13 protein-coding genes and 2 tRNA genes are annotated in these 19,120 nt (G+C 70.5%); 9 read left to right on the top strand and 6 right to left on the bottom strand.

Features of this window, described 5'->3' with window-relative positions; translation table 11 throughout:
- Positions 1 to 7: 7 nt before the first annotated feature.
- The gene (locus AB4Y83_RS00400) at positions 8 to 529 is read right to left on the bottom strand and encodes a hypothetical protein (RefSeq protein ID WP_442295688.1); all 522 of its coding nucleotides are present in this window, start codon (positions 527 to 529) and stop codon (positions 8 to 10) included.
- Between the two features lie 60 nt (positions 530 to 589).
- On the opposite strand from AB4Y83_RS00400, the gene AB4Y83_RS00395 reads away from it, so the two are divergent.
- On the top strand, positions 590 to 2,068 hold the full coding sequence (locus AB4Y83_RS00395; RefSeq protein ID WP_442295687.1) for a protealysin inhibitor emfourin: 1,479 nt from the start codon (positions 590 to 592) through the stop codon (positions 2,066 to 2,068).
- An 8-nt stretch (positions 2,069 to 2,076) separates the two neighbouring features.
- Here AB4Y83_RS00395 and AB4Y83_RS00390 read toward each other — a convergent pair whose 3' ends face one another.
- Together AB4Y83_RS00390 and AB4Y83_RS00385 are read right to left on the bottom strand one after the other, a co-directional pair.
- Positions 2,077 to 3,405 (bottom strand): hypothetical protein, encoded by a 1,329-nt coding sequence (locus AB4Y83_RS00390; protein ID WP_442295686.1) that lies wholly within the window; start codon positions 3,403 to 3,405, stop codon positions 2,077 to 2,079.
- Positions 3,402 to 3,908, bottom strand: a complete 507-nt coding sequence (locus AB4Y83_RS00385) for a SigE family RNA polymerase sigma factor (protein WP_442295685.1) — start codon at positions 3,906 to 3,908, stop codon at positions 3,402 to 3,404. Before AB4Y83_RS00385 ends, AB4Y83_RS00390 begins: the two co-directional genes overlap by 4 nt.
- A 272-nt stretch (positions 3,909 to 4,180) precedes the next feature.
- Between AB4Y83_RS00385 and AB4Y83_RS00380 the strand changes: the two genes are divergently transcribed.
- The 7 genes from AB4Y83_RS00380 (at position 4,181) to AB4Y83_RS00350 (ending at position 12,392) form a co-directional block, all read left to right on the top strand.
- A complete protein-coding gene (locus tag AB4Y83_RS00380; RefSeq protein WP_442295684.1) occupies positions 4,181 to 5,602 on the top strand; it encodes a M4 family metallopeptidase in 1,422 nt (473 codons plus the stop codon).
- 404 nt (positions 5,603 to 6,006) lie between these two features.
- Positions 6,007 to 8,229, top strand: coding sequence for a DNA topoisomerase (ATP-hydrolyzing) subunit B (gene gyrB, locus AB4Y83_RS00375; protein WP_442295683.1), 2,223 nt, complete (start codon positions 6,007 to 6,009; stop codon positions 8,227 to 8,229).
- A 134-nt stretch (positions 8,230 to 8,363) separates the two neighbouring features.
- On the top strand, positions 8,364 to 11,153 hold the full coding sequence (gyrA, locus tag AB4Y83_RS00370; RefSeq protein ID WP_442295682.1) for a DNA gyrase subunit A: 2,790 nt from the start codon (positions 8,364 to 8,366) through the stop codon (positions 11,151 to 11,153).
- Entirely contained in the window at positions 11,150 to 11,815 is a 666-nt protein-coding gene (locus AB4Y83_RS00365; protein WP_442295681.1) for a DUF3566 domain-containing protein, read from the top strand. Before gyrA ends, AB4Y83_RS00365 begins: the two co-directional genes overlap by 4 nt.
- A 198-nt stretch (positions 11,816 to 12,013) precedes the next feature.
- Positions 12,014 to 12,090: transfer RNA gene (locus AB4Y83_RS00360), tRNA-Ile, on the top strand.
- Positions 12,091 to 12,119: 29 nt separating this feature from the next.
- The gene (locus AB4Y83_RS00355; protein WP_056780483.1) at positions 12,120 to 12,299 is read left to right on the top strand and encodes a DLW-39 family protein; all 180 of its coding nucleotides are present in this window, start codon (positions 12,120 to 12,122) and stop codon (positions 12,297 to 12,299) included.
- A 17-nt stretch (positions 12,300 to 12,316) separates the two neighbouring features.
- A tRNA-Ala gene (locus AB4Y83_RS00350) sits at positions 12,317 to 12,392 on the top strand.
- Between the two features lie 148 nt (positions 12,393 to 12,540).
- Here the strand turns inward: AB4Y83_RS00350 and AB4Y83_RS00345 are convergent.
- The 3 genes from AB4Y83_RS00345 to AB4Y83_RS00335 form a co-directional block, all read right to left on the bottom strand.
- The gene (locus tag AB4Y83_RS00345) at positions 12,541 to 14,925 is read right to left on the bottom strand and encodes a caspase family protein (protein WP_442295680.1); all 2,385 of its coding nucleotides are present in this window, start codon (positions 14,923 to 14,925) and stop codon (positions 12,541 to 12,543) included.
- Positions 14,922 to 15,302 (bottom strand): effector-associated constant component EACC1, encoded by a 381-nt coding sequence (locus tag AB4Y83_RS00340; RefSeq protein WP_442274462.1) that lies wholly within the window; start codon positions 15,300 to 15,302, stop codon positions 14,922 to 14,924. The genes AB4Y83_RS00345 and AB4Y83_RS00340 overlap by 4 nt, the downstream gene beginning before the upstream one ends.
- Before the next feature lie 122 nt (positions 15,303 to 15,424).
- A complete protein-coding gene (locus tag AB4Y83_RS00335) occupies positions 15,425 to 15,865 on the bottom strand; it encodes an aromatic ring-opening dioxygenase LigA (protein WP_442274461.1) in 441 nt (146 codons plus the stop codon).
- Positions 15,866 to 16,139: 274 nt separating this feature from the next.
- Here AB4Y83_RS00335 and AB4Y83_RS00330 point away from each other — a divergent pair, with 274 nt between their 5' ends.
- Entirely contained in the window at positions 16,140 to 18,887 is a 2,748-nt protein-coding gene (locus AB4Y83_RS00330; RefSeq protein WP_442295679.1) for a cation-translocating P-type ATPase, read from the top strand.
- The last annotated feature ends 233 nt before the right edge of the window (positions 18,888 to 19,120 follow it).

Below are 19,120 nucleotides of genomic sequence, written 5' to 3'. Positions count from 1 at the left end.
GCGCCGCTCAGACCCCGCTCAGGCCGATGACGACGACGGTGGCGACGAGCAGCACGGTGCCGGCGATGACGAGCCAGGCCAGGACCCGTGGCACGCGCCGCAATCGCGCCGGCGCGGAGGCGTCGATGTCCTCGGCGTCCTCGGCGTCCTCGGCGTCGGTCTCGACGGCCGCACGCTCGACGGCGGGCAGGCTCTCGGTTGTGGTCGGCGCCGGCGGTGCGTCCGGCTCGACCACCGGCCCTCTTCCGGCGGTCGGCGCGACCGGCCCGACGGCCCCGTACAGCGCCGAGCCCAAGGCGTCGGCGATGGAGGACAGCACCTCGGCGACGACGGGAGGCAGGGGCGCACCACCGGGTCCGGCGACGGTGGTGCGCCGCGTGACCGAGCCATGGGCACGCGACAGGTCGACGGAGTCGAGGCGTCCGTCCGGTCCCGGGTCGACACCGACCGCGAGCAGCTGGGCCCGCACCTCCTCGGGCAGCGCGTCCCACGAGTCGTACTCGCGCCCGCCGACGTTGATCGTGATCACGCTGCGAACTGTAGGACCGCTCGGAGGGCGGGTGTCGGTGTTCCGACGCAGACTGTCGTCATGACCTCGACGCAGCCACCGCCGCAGACCCGGACGCCGCACTGCACGATCGTCCCGCCCTACATGCTCGAGGCCCTGGCGGCCAGCGACGAGCCGGCCGTGGCCGCCCACGCCCGCGAGGCGCTCCGGCACGACGAGGAGCTGCGCTCCTCGCGGCACACGCCGACAGCCCGCCCGACGACGCGACGGGCCCCGCGCCGTGAGGACGTCACGTCGCCGACGGCCCACGGCACGGGACCGCACCGCACGATCGCCGACGCCCAGGGCAGCCAGACGACCCCGGGCACGACGGTGCGCACCGAGGGCGCGGCCGCGAGCGGCGACGTCGCGGTCAACGAGGCCTACGACGGACTCGGCGCGACCTGGGAGCTGTGGTCGACGGCCTACGACCGCGACTCGCTCGACGGCAAGGGGATGCCGCTGCTCGCCACGGTCCACTACGGCCGCAACTACGACAACGCCTTCTGGGACGGCTCGCAGATGGTGTTCGGCGACGGCGACGGGGTCGTCTTCGAGCGGTTCACCCAGAGCCTCGACGTCATCGGGCACGAGCTCGCCCACGGCGTCACCGAGCACACGGCCGGCCTGCTCTACCAGGGCCAGTCGGGCGCGCTCAACGAGTCGATCTCCGACGTGTTCGGCGTCCTCGTCAAGCAGAAGGCCCTCGGCCAGAGCGCCGCGCAGGCCGACTGGCTCGTCGGCGCCGACCTGCTCAACCCCTCGGTCCAGGGTCGCGCCCTGCGCGACATGCGCAACCCCGGCACGGCCTACGACGACCCACGGCTCGGCAAGGACCCGCAGCCCGCGCACATGGACGACTACGTCGAGACCCAGGACGACAACGGCGGCGTCCACATCAACTCGGGCATCCCCAACCGCGCCTTCGTGCTCGCGGCCGACGCGATCGGCGGCAATGCCTGGGAGGGCCCGGGCGCGATCTGGTATGCCGTCGTGTCGGGTGACGGCATCAAGGCCGACTGCGACTTCGCGACGTTCGCCGGCCTCACCGTGGCCGCCGCGGGCAGCGCCCACGGTGACGGGTCCGCCGAGCAGGCGGCCGTGCGCTCGGCGTGGGAGCAGGTCGGCGTGCTCACCGCGGCTGCCGGCGGTCCGGGCAGGCAGGCAGGCGGCGCCGTCGGCTCGACCCCGACGCCTGGTCCGGCCGGGGGCGGGCCGTCCGGACAGGTCCCGGGTGCCGACACCCAGGTGCTCCTCCGTCGCTCTGGTGGCTTCGCCGGCCAGGTCCGCGAACGCCGCCTGGCCCTGGGCGACCTGTCCGAGCGGGACGCGAAGGACTGGCAGCACCTGCTGGCCGCACCGACTCTCCAGCGCATCGCCGCCTCGACCGAGCGCACCCACCCCGACGCGTACATCTACTCCGTCGTGTGCGACGAGGCCGGCTGCGACGTGACGCTCCAGGAGCCCCACCTGCCCGAGGCGATCCACTCCCTCTTCGAGCGCACGCTCGCCGACGACTGAGCACGCGCTCAGTTGTCGGCGAGGAAGTACGGGTCCTCCCCCTCGGGGATGTCCGTGTCCCGCGCCCGACCCGGTGCGACGACGATGCACTCGCCGTCGAGGGTGCAGCGCTGCAGGCTGCGGTCCCCGGTCGTCGCACCGACCTGCACGGTGACGGTGCCGTCGCCCCCCATGCGATAGCTGACGGGTGAGGCGCCACCACCAGGTGCGCTGCTGCTGCCGGCCTCCATCACGACGGCGCCGTCGCTGGTGCGCACGACAACCAGTCCGCCATAACGGAACGTCCGGTCGGGGCCCAGCTGCGAGTCGTCGAGCCCGTCGATGTAGCCGGTCGCGAGCAGGTAGGCGCCGTCCGTCGAGAACGCCCGAAAGACGAGCGGTCCGCAGAGCCGCCAGATCGTCCGACCTGAGGTGAGGTCCGTCAGCTCGTTGCAGACCTGCTTCGAACCCGGCTTCGGTGCCACGCCGACGAGGGCCGTCCCGCGGGCGGCATCGACGAGGGTGGGGGATCCGGCGACCGTTCGGCGTGTTCCCGTGGCGACGTCCCACGCGACCGAGCTGCCGGTGAAGCCTCGGCTGGCATAGACGACGGGCCCGACGATCCCGACGGCGTCGTACCCGGGCGACTCCGCGTCGGAGACCCCGTCGGGCGTGCAGTCGCACGTGGTGGCGTCGAGGCGACCGATGCGGGCCCCCGCGGCGTCGTACGCCGTGAGCGAGCCTCGCGACTCGATGACGAAGACGCTGCCGTCGGCGTTGACCGTGCTGGACTCGCCGTCGAGCCGCACCGTGTTGGCTCCGGTCGAGTCCACGACGTAGTAGACACCGGTCTCCCCCTGGGCCACGAGCCACCCGCCACCGCCCAGCCGCGCGAGCGAGCCCCCGGTCAGCTTGCCGGTCAGCGCGACCTGCCTCGTCCCGTCGTAAATGACGCCGTCCGCGACGTAGGGGACGGTCGTGGTCCCGGTCGGCCCGCCCGTGGCGAAGCGGACCATGACCGGCGCGGGGGCACCGTCGGCCGTGAGGGTCGGGATCGACGTGGGAGTGGGGGCGCTGCTGGCGCTCCCGGTCGGCGCGGACGGTCGCCCCGTGGGAGCCGTCGTCGACGCCGACGGTCCGACGGGGAGCGGCCGGTCACCGGTCGGTCRGACGGCTGACCACCCCGCCGGCACGGCGACGGCCAGGACGAGGCCCGCGACGAGCGCGGTCCCGCCGAGCTCGCGGCGTCGGTTGGAACGGTCGCGAGCGATCGCGCGCTCCGCGAGGTCGGCCACGACGCGTACGCCCTCGCCGCGCTCGTCGAGCACCTGCTTGAGACCGGGGTCGATGGGGTTCATGCCGTGGCCTCGCTCATCCGGGAGCGCAGCGCGGAGATCGCGCGGCTCGTGTGGCTCTTGACGGTGCCGATGGAGCAGCCGAGCACCTCGGCGGTCTGGGCCTCGGTGAGGTCCTCGTAGTAGCGCAGCACGACGGCCGCCCGCTGCTGGCGCGGCAGGCTCTGCACGTGGTGCCAGAGGTCGATCGACGTCGCCGGGTCGAGCCCGGGTGCACCTGGCGGGTCGAGCACCTCCAGGACGTGGCTGCTCGGTGACTCGTGGCGGCGCAGCAGTCCGCGCCAGCGGGAGTTGTTCTCGTTGACCATGAGCCGGCGCACGTAGGCGTCCGGCAGCTCGGCGCCCCGCACGCGGTCCCAGTGGCGGTAGACCTTGGCGAGCGCGTTCTGCAGCAGGTCCTCGGCGGCGTCCCGGTCCCCGCTCAGCAGGTAGGCGAGTCGGGCGAGCGACTGCTCGCGCGCCCTGACGTAGGCCGTGAAGTCGGCCCTCCGCTCTGCATCGTCCATGACCCGCGTCCCCTGTTGTCGGCTCGTCCCGGCACGTGCCGGCACCCATCCAGACCGTCATCCACACGGAAAGGTTGTCCGCGCAGTGTCCCGACTCGAGCCTGCGCGCGGTGGCGCCTGACGTCACGATCAGGCACGGTGTGCCCGGGTCGTCCTGACGCCGGTGCCCACCCTGCCGAAACGAGGGGAAGTCTTTACGAATCCTTTCCGGACGCGGACCTCCCGCGCGTGGTTGCCTGTGTCGTTGGCCTCCACTCCTCGAAAGGTTCGACATGCGTCGTACGCCGCTCATCGCCACCGCCTCGGTCGTCGCCGCGGTCGGTGCCCTCCTCTCGACGGCGGCCGCCGGCTCTGTCGCCGCCCCGGCCCCCGCCACGGCCGGGGCCTCCGTGCCCGCGGACCTCACGCTCGTCCAGGTGCGCCAGAGCCTGCTCGGCTCGCACCGCTGGTACGCCCAGACCTACCGTGGTGTGCCGGTGCTCGGCGGCTGGTACGCCGTCCACGCGACGGGCGCCGCCGCCTCGGTCGACGACGGTCGTCGTGCCGTCACCGGCCTCACCTCGGTCTCACCGGGTGTCGCGCGCGCCTCCGCCGCCACCGCCGCCAAGGGCCACGGCAACGCCCGCGCCAGCCGGCTCGTCGTCGTCCCCGGAGCCGCCGGGGGCGCGGCCACGCTGGCCTGGCAGGTCACGACCGACCAGGACAAGCAGGTGCTCGTCGACGCCCGCAGCGGGCGGGTCACGAAGGTCACCGACGAGCGAGTCCTCGCAAGCGGCTCGGGCAAGGTCTTCGACCCCAACCCCGTCGTCGCCCTGCAGAACGAGTCGCTCAAGGACGCGAACAACGCCGACAGCGCCGTCCCCGCGTCGGCCTACAAGACGGTGACCCTCGCCAACCTCGACGGCTCGGGCTACCTCAAAGGCAGCTGGGCCAACGTCACGAACAGCAAGAAGGGCAAGAACGCCGCCGCCTTCTCGTCGACGCTCACCTTCCCCTACACCCGCAGCGACACACGGTTCGAGCAGGTCAACAGCTACTACGCCGTCGACCGGGTCCAGGCCTACATCCAGTCGCTCGGCTTCGCCGACGTCAACCACGAGTCCCAGGACCTCAGCGTCAACACGACGACCCAGGACAACTCCTGGTACACCCCGAGCCAGGACACCATCACCATCGGCACGGGCGGCGTCGACGACGGCGAGGACCAGGAGGTCGTGTGGCACGAGTACGGCCACGCGGTCCAGGACGACCAGGTGCCCGGCTTCGGCAGCGGCTCGGACGCGGGCGCCATCGGTGAGGGCTTCGGTGACTACCTCGCGGCCACGATGTCGCAGGGCAACTCGGCCGACACGGCCACGACGCCGTGGGTCTGCGTCATGGACTGGGRCTCGACGTCCTACACCTCGACGACGCCGCACTGCATCCGCCGCCTCGACACGACCAAGACCGTCGCCAACCGCACCGGCGAGGTGCACGACGACGGCGAGATCTGGAGCCATGCGCTCTGGGACGTCAACAAGGCCTTCGGCCGGGACAAGGCGACGCGCATCATCCTCGAGGCCCAGTTCTCCTACGCCCCGTCGACGACGTGGGCCGCGGCAGCGCAGAAGACCGTCGACGCCGCGACCGCGCTCTACGGTGCGACCGACGCCGCCACCGTGCGCGCGGCCTTCCACGCCCGCGGCATCCTCTGACGCGGGGATCCACCCCACCGAGGTCATATGTCGGGAGGCCGGTTCCGCTGGGACCCGGCCTCCCGGCATACCCGGCTAGGTGCCCGGTAGGTGCCCGCCTCGCGGCGCGGCGAGGCCCGGACGGCCTGTGGACGACGGCTCTCGGGCCGGCCCGGACGGAGGAGAATGGGTGCGGACGGGAGCCTCGTGGTGGCGCGGGGCGATGCGGCGGGTGAGGGTGCCTGAGGGGCGCTGGAGCCCCGGGGCGTGATCCTCCCCTCGGATCCACGGGTTCTCGGGCCGGAAAGTGCCCGTTTCGCGCGTCTGAGGGCACGGTTCACGGCCCCGGACCGTTAGACTGATGAGGTTGCGGCTCGACGTCCACGTCGAGCCGCCCGCATGAGGTCTGACCACCGAGGAGAGCCGTGTCCGACGCCGACGAGCCGATCACCACCAGCACCACCCCCAGTTCCACCGGATCCGACTCCGTGGCAGCACCCGACACAGCGACTCCCGACCCCGGCGCACCCGTGGTCCCTGCAACACCGGCGGCCCCTGCGGTCCCGGCCGACGTCCGGCCCAACGGCGTCGACTACGACGCGAGCGCGATCACCGTCCTCGAGGGTCTCGAGGCCGTGCGCAAGCGCCCCGGCATGTACATCGGCTCGACCGGTCCCCGCGGCCTGCACCACCTCGTCTACGAGATCGTCGACAACGCCGTGGACGAGTCGCTCGCCGGCTACGCCGACACCATCGACGTCACGCTCCTCGCCGATGGTGGCGTCCGGGTCAAGGACAACGGCCGCGGCATCCCCACCGACATCCACCCCGTCGAGAAGATCAGCGCCGTCGAGCTCGTCCTGACCCAGCTGCACGCCGGCGGCAAGTTCGGTGGCGGTGGCTACAAGGTCTCCGGTGGCCTGCACGGCGTCGGCAGCTCCGTCGTCAACGCCCTGTCGACCCGCCTCAAGGCCGCGGTCCGCCAGAAGGGCYATGTCTTCCGGATGAGCTTCACCGACGGCGTGCCCGACGGGCCCCTCGAGAAGCAGGAGGCCACCGACGAGACCGGCACGACGATCACCTTCTGGGCCAACGCCGACATCTTCGAGACCGTCGACTACGACTTCGAGACCATCCGGGCCCGGATGCAGCAGATGGCCTTCCTCAACAAGGGCCTGACGATCAACCTCGTCGACGAGCGCATCGAGCAGCCCGCGGGCGAGCGCGACGTCGACCTCGACGACCTCGACGAGGACCTCGAGGTGGTCGAGGAGTCGACCGAGGACGACGAGCCCCAGGCGGCCGCGGCCGACGCCGGCTCCGGCGAGAAGAAGACGCTCACGGCCAAGCGGGTCAGCTACCGCTACGACAACGGCCTCGTCGACTACGTCAACCACATCAACGGCAGCAAGCGCAGTGAACCGGTGCACCCCGAGGTCATCTCGATCGAGGTCGAGGACGAGGCCCGCTCGCTGAGCCTCGAGCTCGCGATGCAGTGGACCAACGCCTACAGCGAGTCGGTCCACACCTACGCCAACGCGATCAACACCCACGAGGGCGGCACCCACGAGGAGGGCTTCCGCGCGGCGATGACCAAGCTCGTCAACGACTTCGCGCGCCGCCAGAACCTCCTCAAGGAGAAGGACGAGAACCTCACCGGCGACGACGTCCGAGAGGGACTCACGGCCGTCATCTCGGTCAAGCTCGCCGAGCCGCAGTTCGAGGGCCAGACCAAGACCAAGCTCGGCAACTCCGAGGTCAAGGGCTTCGTCCAGCGCGCCATGACCGACGAGTTCGGCCACTGGCTCGAGGCGCACCCCACCGAGGGCAAGGACATCGTCCGCAAGTCGGTGCAGGCCGCGGCCGCACGCATGGCGGCTCGCAAGGCCCGCGAGGCGACCCGCCGCAAGGGCCTGCTCGAGTCGGGCGGCCTGCCGGGCAAGCTCAAGGACTGCCAGAGCAAGGACCCGAGCATCTCCGAGGTCTTCATCGTCGAGGGCGACAGCGCCGGCGGCTCGGCCACCCAGGCCCGTGACCCGCACACCCAGGCGATCCTCCCGATCCGCGGCAAGATCCTCAACGTCGAGAAGGCGCGCATCGACAAGATCCTCGCCAACAACGAGGTCCAGGCGCTCATCTCCGCCTTCGGCACCGGCATCGGCGAGGACTTCGACATCGACAAGGCGCGCTACCACAAGATCGTGCTGATGGCCGATGCCGACGTCGACGGCATGCACATCCGCACGCTGCTGCTGACGCTCCTCTTCCGCTTCATGCGCCCGCTCATCGAGGCCGGCTACGTCTACCTCGCGCAGCCGCCGCTCTTCCGCCTGCGGTGGAGCAACGCCGAGCACCAGTTCGCCTACAGCGACCGCGAGCGGGACGGTCTGCGCCTGCTCGGCGAGGGCAAGGGTTGGCGCCTGCCGAAGGACAACCCGATCCAGCGCTACAAGGGCCTCGGTGAGATGAACTACCAGGAGCTCGGCGAGACGACGATGGACCAGAGCACCCGCACCCTGCTCCAGGTGACGCTCGACGACGCCGCCAAGGCCGACGAGGTCTTCGCCGTCCTCATGGGTGAGGACGTCGAGTCCCGTCGCTCCTTCATCCAGAAGAACGCCCGCGACGTGAAGTTCCTCGACATCTAGCCGACCGAGGGCGTATGCCGTCAGGCCCGGCCCGCCGGGACGGGACGTTCCACGTGAAACGGGCGACACGGCATACGCCACCACCGGCGCCCCACGAACTGTACGAATGTGACTGAGAGACAAAGGGATCTGACGTGAGCGACGACCTGCCTCCCAACGACGGAGACGACGTCAACGAGACGCCCGGCAACGAGACACCTGGCGACGAGACGCCCGACCAGAGCATCGAGGACATCCTCGGGCCCGACCCGGACGCCACCGAGGCGGACGACGACGAGGGCGACCCGAACGCCAGCGCGGTCGTCGTGCCGGCCGACATCAGTCAGCACGACCGGGTCGAGCCGATCGACCTCAACACCGAGATGCAGCGCAGCTACATCGAGTACGCCATGTCGGTCATCGTCAGCCGCGCCCTGCCCGACGTGCGCGACGGCCTCAAGCCCGTGCACCGCCGCATCGTCTACGCGATGTACGACGGCGGCTACCGCCCCGACCGCGGCTACAACAAGTGCGCGCGCGTCGTCGGCGACGTCATGGGTCACTACCACCCGCACGGCGACTCGGCGATCTACGACGCCCTCGTGCGCCTCGTGCAGGACTGGTCGCTGCGCTACCCGCTCGTCGACGGCCAGGGCAACTTCGGCTCCCGCGGCAACGACGGCGCCGCCGCCCCGCGATACACCGAGTGCCGGATGGCCTCGATCGCGATGGAGATGGTCCGCGACATCGAGCAGGACACCGTCGACTTCGTCCCGAACTACGACGGCAAGACGATGCAGCCGGCCGTGCTGCCGAGCCGCTTCCCCAACCTGCTCGTCAACGGCTCCGCCGGCATCGCCGTCGGCATGGCCACCCAGATCCCCGCGCACAACCTGCGCGAGGTCGCGGCCGGCGCGCAGTACTACCTCGACCACCCTGACATCTCGCGCGAGGACCTCCTCGAGGCGCTGCTCGGGATCATCAAGGGCCCGGACTTCCCGACCGGCGCCCTGATCATGGGGCACAAGGGCATCGAGGACGCCTACCGCACGGGCCGCGGCTCGATCATCATGCGGGCGGTCGTCGAGGTGGAGGAGATCCAGAACCGCCAGTGCCTCGTCGTCACCGAGCTGCCCTACCAGGTCAACCCGGACATGCTCGCGCTCAAGATCGCCGACCTCGTCAAGGACGGCAAGATCTCGGGCATCGCCGACATCCGTGACGAGACCTCCGGCCGCACCGGCCAGCGCCTCGTCATCGTGCTCAAGCGCGACGCCGTCGCCAAGGTCGTGCTCAACAACCTCTACAAGCACACCCAGCTGCAGACGACGTTCGGCGCCAACATGCTCGCCCTCGTCGACGAGGTGCCGCGGACCCTGCCGCTCGACGGCTTCATCCGCCACTGGGTCGACCACCAGGTCGAGGTCATCGTCCGGCGCACGACCTTCCGCCTACGCAAGGCCGAGGCCGACATCCACATCCTGCGCGGCCTGCTCAAGGCGCTCGACCGGCTCGACGAGGTCATCGCCCTCATCCGCGGGTCGCGCACCGTCGAGATCGCCCGCGACGGCCTCATCGAGCTGCTCGAGATCGACGAGATCCAGGCCAACGCGATCCTCAACATGCAGCTGCGCCGCCTCGCGGCCCTCGAGCGCGAGAAGCTCATCGAGGCCCACGACGAGCTGCAGGCCCTCATCGACGAGTACACCGCGATCCTCGCCTCGCCGGTACGCCAGCGCGAGATCATCAGCGAGGAGCTCGCCGGGATCGTCGAGCGCTACGGCGACGAGCGGCGCACGACGATCGTGCCCTTCGACGGCGACATGTCGATGGAGGACCTCATCCCCGAGGAGGACGTCGTCGTCACGATCACCCGCGGCGGCTACGCCAAGCGCACGCGCGTCGACCAGTACCGCTCGCAGAAGCGTGGCGGCAAGGGCGTCCGTGGTGCATCGCTGCGTGGCGAGGACGTCGTCGAGCACTTCTTCACGACGACGACCCACCACTGGCTGCTCTTCTTCACCAACCTCGGCCGGGTCTACCGCGCCAAGGCCTACGAGCTGCCCGAGGGCTCGCGCGACAGCAAGGGCCAGCACGTGGCCAACCTGCTCGCGTTCCAGCCCGGTGAGCAGATCGCCCAGGTGCTCGCGGTCCGTGACTACGCGAAGGCCGACTACCTCGTCCTCGCCACCCGCGCGGGCCTCGTCAAGAAGACGCGTCTGGCCGACTACGACTCCAACCGCTCCGGCGGCCTCATCGCGGTCAACCTCCGCGAGGGTGACGAGCTCGTCGGCGCCGGCCTGGCGTCCAACCGCGACGACCTGCTCCTCGTCTCGCGCAAGGGCCAGTCGGTGCGCTTCACCGCGACCGACGAGGCGCTGCGCCCGATGGGCCGCTCGACCTCCGGTGTCACGGGCATGAAGTTCCGCGACGGCGACGACCTGCTCGCCATGTCGGTCGTCGAGGAGGGCGAGAGCCCCGACGTGTTCGTCGTCTTCGAGAACGGTCTCGCCAAGCGCACCCCGGTCTCGGAGTACCGCCTCCAGGGCCGCGGCGGCCTCGGCATCAAGGTCGCCAAGCTCTCCGAGAAGGGCGGCGACCTCGTCGGCGCCCTCACGGTCATCGACACCGACGAGGTCATGGTCGTCATGGAGAAGGGCAAGATCGTGCGCTCGCGCGTCGACGAGGTGCGCCACACCGGCCGCTCGTCGCAGGGCGTCAAGTTCGCGACGCCCGACAAGGGCGACTCGATCGTGGCCGTGGCCCGCAACGCCGAGTCCGCCATCGTCGTGGGCGAGGTCGAGGACGGCGAGGGAGCTGAGAGCGACGCGACGTCCGCTCCGGGAGCGCCCGCTACGGTTCCCGGCGCCGATGGCGTACCGTCGGACCAGACGTCGGGTGACGAGGCGAGCTCGTCGGACACCGACAACGGAGGTGACGAATGAGCGCGACCAGCCCTGAGGGCTCCCTGAGCAGCCCGGGCACGTCGACCCGGACGGGCAGTGGCTCCGGCTTCACCGACGACCAGGGCCAGAACGGCTCCTACTACGCCTCGACCGGTTCGAGCGGGTCGTCCGGCAGCACGTCGGGTGCCTCGAGCGCCGACCCGGCCACCGCACTCTCGCGCGGCGCGGTCACCAACCGCACGGCCCCGACGCAGCGGGTCGGCTCCGGCCAGTCCGGCGCAGCCTCGTCGACCGCCGCCGGTGCGCGCACCACGACCGCGCACCGCAAGCCCAAGGGCCCGCGGCGCGTCCGCCTCGCCGTCGCGCGCGTCGACCCGTGGTCGGTCATGAAGATGAGCTTCCTGCTCTCCGTCGCGCTCGGCATCGCCGGCGTCATCCTCACGGCCGTCCTGTGGATGATCCTGTCGACGATGAACGTCTTCTCCGACGTCGAGGGCGTGCTCCAGTCGCTCCAGACGACGACGTCCGACCCGTTCTCGATCAAGGACTACGTCGGCTTCGGCCGCGTCGTGTCCCTCTCGATCGTCATCGGTGTCATCGACGTCATCCTCATGACGGCGATCGCGACCGTCATGGCCTTCCTCTACAACATCTGCTCCGCCCTCGTCGGTGGCGTGCAGCTGACGCTCACCGACGACTGAGCCGGTCCGAGCCGGTCTGAGCCGGCCCCCGTCGGCTCTCGGCCGGCGTCGTGGACGCGGCCACACGGCATACGCAAGCGGCCCCCACCCTCACGGGCGGGGGCCGTTTTGTATGAGGCGAGGTGCATCGGGTAACGTTTCCCCTCGCGTCCGGTCGTCATCTCTGATGGTGTGGATCGTCCGCGCGAAGGTGACGATGGGCCTATAGCTCAGACGGTTAGAGCGCTTCCCTGATAAGGAAGAGGTCGGAGGTTCAAGTCCTCCTAGGCCCACCATCACCGCCACCACGGAGAGGATCCCTCGCATGCTGAAGCGTCTCGCCCTCGTCGGTGCAGCCGTCGCCGGCGTCGTCTTCCTTCGCAAGAAGGCGAAGCAGCAGCAGGCCGAGCAGGACCTGTGGACCCAGGCCACCGACGACGTGCAGGCGCCCGTCGCACCGGCGACCGCTCCGACGGCGACGGACGAGGCCGACACCTCGGCCTGAGGCCGCTCTCCCCACTCGGGGCCATGGCGCAATTGGTAGCGCACCTGCTTTGCAAGCAGGGGGTTAGGGGTTCGAGTCCCCTTGGCTCCACCAGCAACGACCTCGTCCATCGGACGAGGTCGTTCATGCTCTCGGGGCTGGGTCATGGCGTGATGGAGCTGGCGCTTCGGGCGCGAGATCGTGCGATCGGTGCGTCCTGACGACATCGAGCGCGCGATCTGATGCGCGACGTCACGCCCGATCAGGTGGCGGGAGGTGTCGGTCCGTCGATCGACCCGTCGCGGAGCGCCGCTGCTGCCAGCAGGAGGAGCCCGCACGCGAAGGTCAGCACCGGGACGGCGTGTGGATCGCTATCCATGCGGTTGAGGTAGACCCACTCCGACACCGAGTAGCTCAGGGCGCCCACGGCCCAGCCGCCGAGCAGCGCCCGGCCCACGGCGGCCTCGAGCAGCACCGCGGACACGGTGAATGCCAAGGTCAACAGACCCCAGACCAAGGTCACAGCCCCCCAGTACGTCGAGGCCTGATCGGCGACATGGATGGCGTAGGCGATGAAGACGGCGGTCGTCGCGATGCCGAGGCACAGGGTCACGACCGAGCGCCAGGCACGCTGGTCGAACCGTCGGAACGGCACCCGTGTCCGTGACGCCACGGCCAGCAGGGTCCCGAGGGCCGTTGCGCCGACGAGGAGCTCACCGACCAACGCCACCAGCCAGCCGATGTCGACGCGGTCGGCGCCGGACGCGTTGAACACCCCGACGAGGGTGAGCGAGCCTGCACCGCAAGCGGCGCCGGTCGAGGTGAGCAGCGCCACCGCGACCGGGTCCCGGACCCGGGGCACGAGCATCGTGACCCCGGCGGTCAGAGCCAACAGGCCGCGAATGACGGCAGCGGGGATCTGCTCGCGGGCGTTGTCGGCGTAGGTCCCGCCGTCGAACCAGGGCAGGAAGATGGTCAGGAGGACGAGAAGCCCACCGAGGAGGGTCGCTCCACCCGCGACTCGTCGCCACGCAGGCGCCGTCGTGCGGTGTGCCGCGGCGGCCGTGACGGGGTCGGGCTGCGTGGAAGGGTCGCTGGGGACGGCACGCTCGTCGGGTGTCGCGGGTGTCGCGGGTGGAGCGGATGGTTGGGGCGGGGATACCGATTCGGCTTCCGCCGGTGCCGCGGTCGGTCCCACGACGGTGGCCGACTCCCCCGACGCAGGTGCCGACACGGACGCGTCGTCGCGTGATGTCTCGACCGGCCGGAGGCGTCGACCGACGAACTCCTCGTCATCGGGTCCGGAGTGGGAGGCGGGGTCCGTCACGCTGGCCGCGGTCGCTGCGGGCTCGGGCGGGTGTGGAGGTGACTCGAGGAACCCCGTCCGACGTCCGACCGAGGCGGTGACCGGCACGATGACGGACCCCGTCGGACTCGTCACGGTGATGCTGCCGGCATACGGCCTGTCGGTCGGGGAGAAGGTCACGGTCACGACGGAACCGTCCACGACAGCGCTGAGCGGCGGGTCGGCCTCGACGCGAACCTCTCGTGCCAGCGGCACGCCGGCCACGTGCAGCTCGCGCTCGACAGCGACCGCAGCCCCGAAGGCGATCTCGCCGAAGTCCAGGGCCGGAGGGCTGACCCGCGGTGCCGAGGCGTCGATGACGGCGGCGGCATCGTCGGCGACGGACTTCGTGTCGGCGCGGGCGACGGCCTGGAGCGCCTCGAGTGCGCCGAGCGCCACGCCCAGGTCGGGGTGTCCGAGCCGGTCGCGGAGCTCGACGACGGCACCGCGTCGGTAGGTCGGGTCGGGCTCACGCAGGGCCGCCACGATCGCCTCCGGGATCGGCACCGGCCGCACCTTCTTGTGGCGGCTCTTCGCGAGGTAGACGTCGCCGGACATCTCGACGTCCCTCCCCGGCGTCTGACGGGGGTTCTGCTCCCGGACCCGGTCGAAGACGTAGTCGTAGAGCTCGCCCAGCGACACGAGGCCGTCCTCGTCGCGGTCCGCCTCGCCCGTCAGCAGCCCGTGCACGACCGCCGAGGTGAAGACCGACGGCTGGACCTCGTGGTCGGTGGTCAGGGTCGTCCCCTCGAACGCGTACTCCATCGCGCTCGACGCACTGATCACGGCTCGCCCACGGCCGCCTCCCAACCGCCCGGCCGGGAAGCTCTCCATGACGTTCACCGGTCCGGCCGCCCGAACCGCGACGCCCTCGCCGAAGGCACCGCCGTAGCAGCAGTCGAGGAAGAGCACGATGGTGCGAGCTCGCGCGGTGCGCATGCAGCGCTGGATGAAGTCGGCCGGCACCGCCGTGGATCCCAGCCGGTCCGGCCGGGTGTTGCGCGCCGCGACGAACAGCTCGCCCGAGTCGCTCTTGAGCCCATGGCCCGAGAAGTGCAGGAGCAGCAGGTCGTCCGGGCGACTCTCGGTGAAGAGGTCGTCGATGTGCGACTGCACCTCGTAGGAGGCGGCGTTGTGCACGATCGACACCTCGAAGCCGCCGATCTCCGGGTCGCCGAGCACGGCCGCGAGGGCACGCGCGTCGGCCTCGGGGGCGCGCAGCTGGCCGAGGCTCGCGTGGTCGTAGGTGTCGTTGGCGATGATGAGCGCCCGCCGGGCGCCGGCTGCCGTGGTGTCGTTCATGGCGTCGGTGCGCCGTGCCGCGCCATGAAGACCCTGAGCAGGTCCTCCTGCTCGGCCGAGGTGGCCCCGGACAGCTCGATGACGTCGCCGCTGATCTCGAGCCGCACCGTCCTGGTCTCCTCGGGCGCCCGCCCGAGCCACGCCCGCACCGACGAGATGAGCCCTGCCAGGCCACCGGATCCGATCACGGCGACGGCCAGTGCGTTGACCGTCTCGGGGTCCAGCCCGCGCGAGCCTGGCTCAGGGGGTTCGGCAGGCGCCGCCGCGTCTTGCACGACGTCCAGTGCGTCGACGTGTCGCAGCTCCTGACGGAACTGTCGGTGCAGCAGGTCGACACGCGCGGCATCGGCCCCACGCTCGTGGAGCACCACGCTCATGCTCGTCACCATCGGCCCACCTCAGGGCGCCGGATCCCTTCACTCGATGGTAGCGGCGCAGGGCACGAGCGATACGGAGCTTCCCGCGAGTGCGGCAGGGCAGCGAGAGACCTCCCCGTGGCTCAGGGCGACGCGAGCTCTCGGGTGGGCGTCGCGGCGAGCGACCTGAGAGCCCATCCGATCAGCACGAGCACGATGCCCAGGACGACGGCCAGGACAGCCACGCCGAAGGCGACGACCGAGGTGAAGAGCGAGGCCCGCAGGAATGACGCCTGCATGGCCGTCGTCCGCGCGGGATCGTCCTTTTCGAGCTCGGCATAGGTCTTGCCCCCGGTGGCCTCGAGGGCGTGCTTGTTGATCACCTGCGCCTGGGCGTAGGCGGTGAAGGGCCCGGTGACGTCCTGGCCAGCCAGGAAGTCGGCGTCCTGCGACACTGTGATCTTCTCGGCCGCGAGCTGGTTGTCGACGACGATCCAGGTGACGACGCCCGCCACCGCGAAGATCACCCCGACGATCGCGACGATGATGCCGATGGTTCCCGCTCGTTGTGCCCCGCGCGCCATGGGAGTCCCCTTTCGTTGTCTGATCTCGACCCGCCCAGTCTCTCGGGGGTCCACGCCCGATGGGGTCACTCCTGGGGGGTGAGAGCGCCCGGGGGCCGTGCTCTCGGGAGGGTCGGGCGCGAGCGGAGGTCGCCCCGAGGGGGTGATCCGTGGTCCGCCTCTCATCCGTAGCGTCAGACCAGCATCCATCGTCACGACGGCCAGACGGAGGGTGTCATCTTCACCACGTCGGAGAGACGCCGGGACGGTCGTCATCAGCCTGAAGGAGCCCATCGTGACCTCACAGATCCGAACAGAGACGTCGGAGGCGGATCCGGCACGCGATGGGACCGTGTGGCACGTGCTCGGCGCCGACGAAGTGCTGCGACGCATCGGTGCCGACGGAGCGAGCGGTCTCACGTCGGCCGAGGTGGACGACCGGACCCGGCGCTTCGGCCCCAACCGGTTCACGGCCGCGACGTCGGAGACCGGGCTGCACGCGTTCCTGCGCCAGTACGCCGACCCGATGCAGGTCGTCCTCCTGGTGGCGGGGATCGGGAGCCTGTATCCCCTCAAGGAGGTGGGGACCGGCGTCCTGCTGCTCCTGCTCACCGTGTTCAACGCCGTGCTCGGCCTACGCCAGGAGGGCAAGGCCGCCGCCGCGGTCGCCGCACTCCAGAAGATGATGATCATCAAGGCGAGAGTCACGCGGGACGGGCAGCTGTCGCAGCTGCCCGCCGAGCAGCTGGTGCCCGGAGACATCGTCGCGATCGAGGCAGGCGACATCGTCCCGGCCGACGGGCGGTTGCTCCGCGCTGCGACCCTCGAGGTCGCCGAGTCCGCACTGACGGGTGAGAGCCTGCCCGTGTCGAAGGGCACGGCAGCCGTGGAGCAGCCGGAGACGCCCCTCGGGGACCGCAGCGACATGGTCTACATGAACACCAGTGTCACGCGAGGTTCCGGCGTGTTCGTCGTCGTCGCCACCGGGATGGCCACCGAGGTCGGCCACATCTCGGGCATGTTGCAGGCCACGGAGGAGGTCAAGACCCCCCTCACGCGGCAGCTCGATGCCCTGACCCGTCAGATCTTCCTCATCGCCGGCGTGGCCCTTCTCGTGTCGGTGATCCTCAACCTCGCGCGGGGTGAGACCTTCACCGCCATCTTCCACGCGGCGGTCGCCTTCGCCATCGGCGCTCTGCCCGAGAACATGCCGGCCGTGGTCACCACGATCCTCGCCTACGGCACCCAGGCGCTGGCCAAGGTCGGCGCGATCATGAAGCGTCTGCAGTCCACGGAGACCCTGGGCTCCACCTCCGCGATCAACTCCGACAAGACCGGCACGCTCACGCTCAACGAGATGACGGCCGTCCAGATGGCCCTCGTCGGTCGGCGCTACTCCATCGAGGGCTCCGGCTACTCACCTCAGGGGCAGATCACCCGTGTGGCTGGTCAACGCGAGATCGAGCTGGACCCGTTCCTGCTTCCGATGGTTCTTGCTTCCGACGCGGTCCTGGACAGCGGCGCCCTCATCGGTGACCCCACCGAGGGGGCTCTGGTCGCGCTGGCCGCCAAAGGCGGTGTGGACGCCGTGGCCACCCGTCAGGCGTACCCGCGCGTCGCCGAGCTACCGTTCGACGCCGCGTACAAGCTGATGGCCACCTTCCACCGCATGACCGACGAGTCCGGCACCGAGGTCGTCCGGTGTTTCGTCAAGGGCGCCCCCGACGAATTGCTGGCGCGAGCCGCCTTCGTCCACGACGCCGACACGGGCCCCGTCCCGGTCGACGCGAATGTCCGAGACCGCTACCTCGCCGAGAACGCCCGCCTCGGTCAGGAGGGCCTCCGCGTGCTGGCCACGGCACGCAAGGACTTCGACGCCTCGACCTTCGACTCCGGTGCGGACCTGCTCCCGCTCGTGTCGGAGGGTCTGGAGCTGATGGCGCTGGTCGGGATCGTCGACCCGCCCCGGCCCACGGCGAAGGCCTCGATCGCGTCGGCTCGTGGTGCTGGCATCAGGGTGCGGATGATCACGGGAGACCACGCCGTAACGGCCGGCGCCATCGCCCGCCAGCTCGGCATCGAGGGGGGCGTCATGACGGGGGCCGAGTTCGCCGGCCTCGACGACGACCAGGTCCTCGGCCGGATCGACGAGGTCGGGGTCATCGCCCGGGTGACGCCGGAGGACAAGGTCAGACTCGTCGACCTGCTGAAGCGACAGGGACACATCGTGGCGATGACCGGTGACGGCGTCAACGACGCGCCCGCGCTGAAGAAGGCGGACATCGGCATCGCGATGGGGATCACCGGCACCGAGGTCGCCAAGGACGCGGCGGTCATGGTCCTCACCGACGACAACTTCTCCTCGATCGTCAAGGCCGTGGAGCTGGGTCGGGGGCTCTACGACAACCTCGTGAAGTACATCCGGTTCCAGATGGGCTGCCTCTTCGGCTTCATCGTCTCCTTCCTCGGGGCGGCCATCCTCAACATCGCCGGCGGGGTCCCGTTCCTCCCGCTGCAGACGCTGTGGATCAACTTCACGACGATGCTGTTCCAGGCGATCGGCCTGGGCTACGGCGAACCCGGTGCCGGACTCATGGAGCGGCGCCCGCGAGACCCGGAGGAACCCATCCTGTCCCGACCGACGATGCTCTGGCTCGTCACCATCGGCGTCGTCATGGGCGCTGCGACCTTGGCCACCATCGCGTGGGCCGAGAGCGCCTACGGCCGTCCCGTCGCGCTGACCATGGGTGTCGTGACCTTCTCGTTGGCCTGCCTGGTGTTCTCCCTCGCCACCAGGGACGAGGCCCGCACCGTCTTCAGCCTCGACACCCTGGCCGACAAGACGCTGGTTCGGTGCACCGCGGCGACGGTGGTCACCCTCCTGCTGACCACCGTCTTCGCGCCGCTGCAGACCTTCCTCGGGACCGTCGCGCTGAGCACCACGCAGTGGCTGGTCTGCGCTGGTGCCCCGCTGCTCGTGCTGGCTGCCTCCGAGCTGAGGGTCCTGGTCCGCCGCAGGCGGACCGGCGTCATCGCTGCATGACGACGTCCGGTTCGAGGTCATCACGGCCGCGTTGACACGCGCGCATCACCTCGAACCGGGCCCGACCCGGCGGCGGCTAGCTCGCCGGCGCCGTCCAGCGCTGGGTCGCCGCACCGGTGTCGGTCACCTGGACGACCTTGCCGGCGCCGTCGACCGCGAGCGACAGCCCGCTGTGCTTGGCCGTCAGCTTCAGCTGGGTGCCCGATCAGTCAGCCTCTGGGGGTGGGACCGTA

Source organism: Terrabacter sp. RAF57 (assembly GCF_052113925.1).
Lineage (GTDB): Bacteria > Actinomycetota > Actinomycetes > Actinomycetales > Dermatophilaceae > Terrabacter.
The sequence above is the reverse complement of the archived record's forward strand: the minus strand, read 5'-3'. Positions and strand labels throughout refer to the sequence as shown.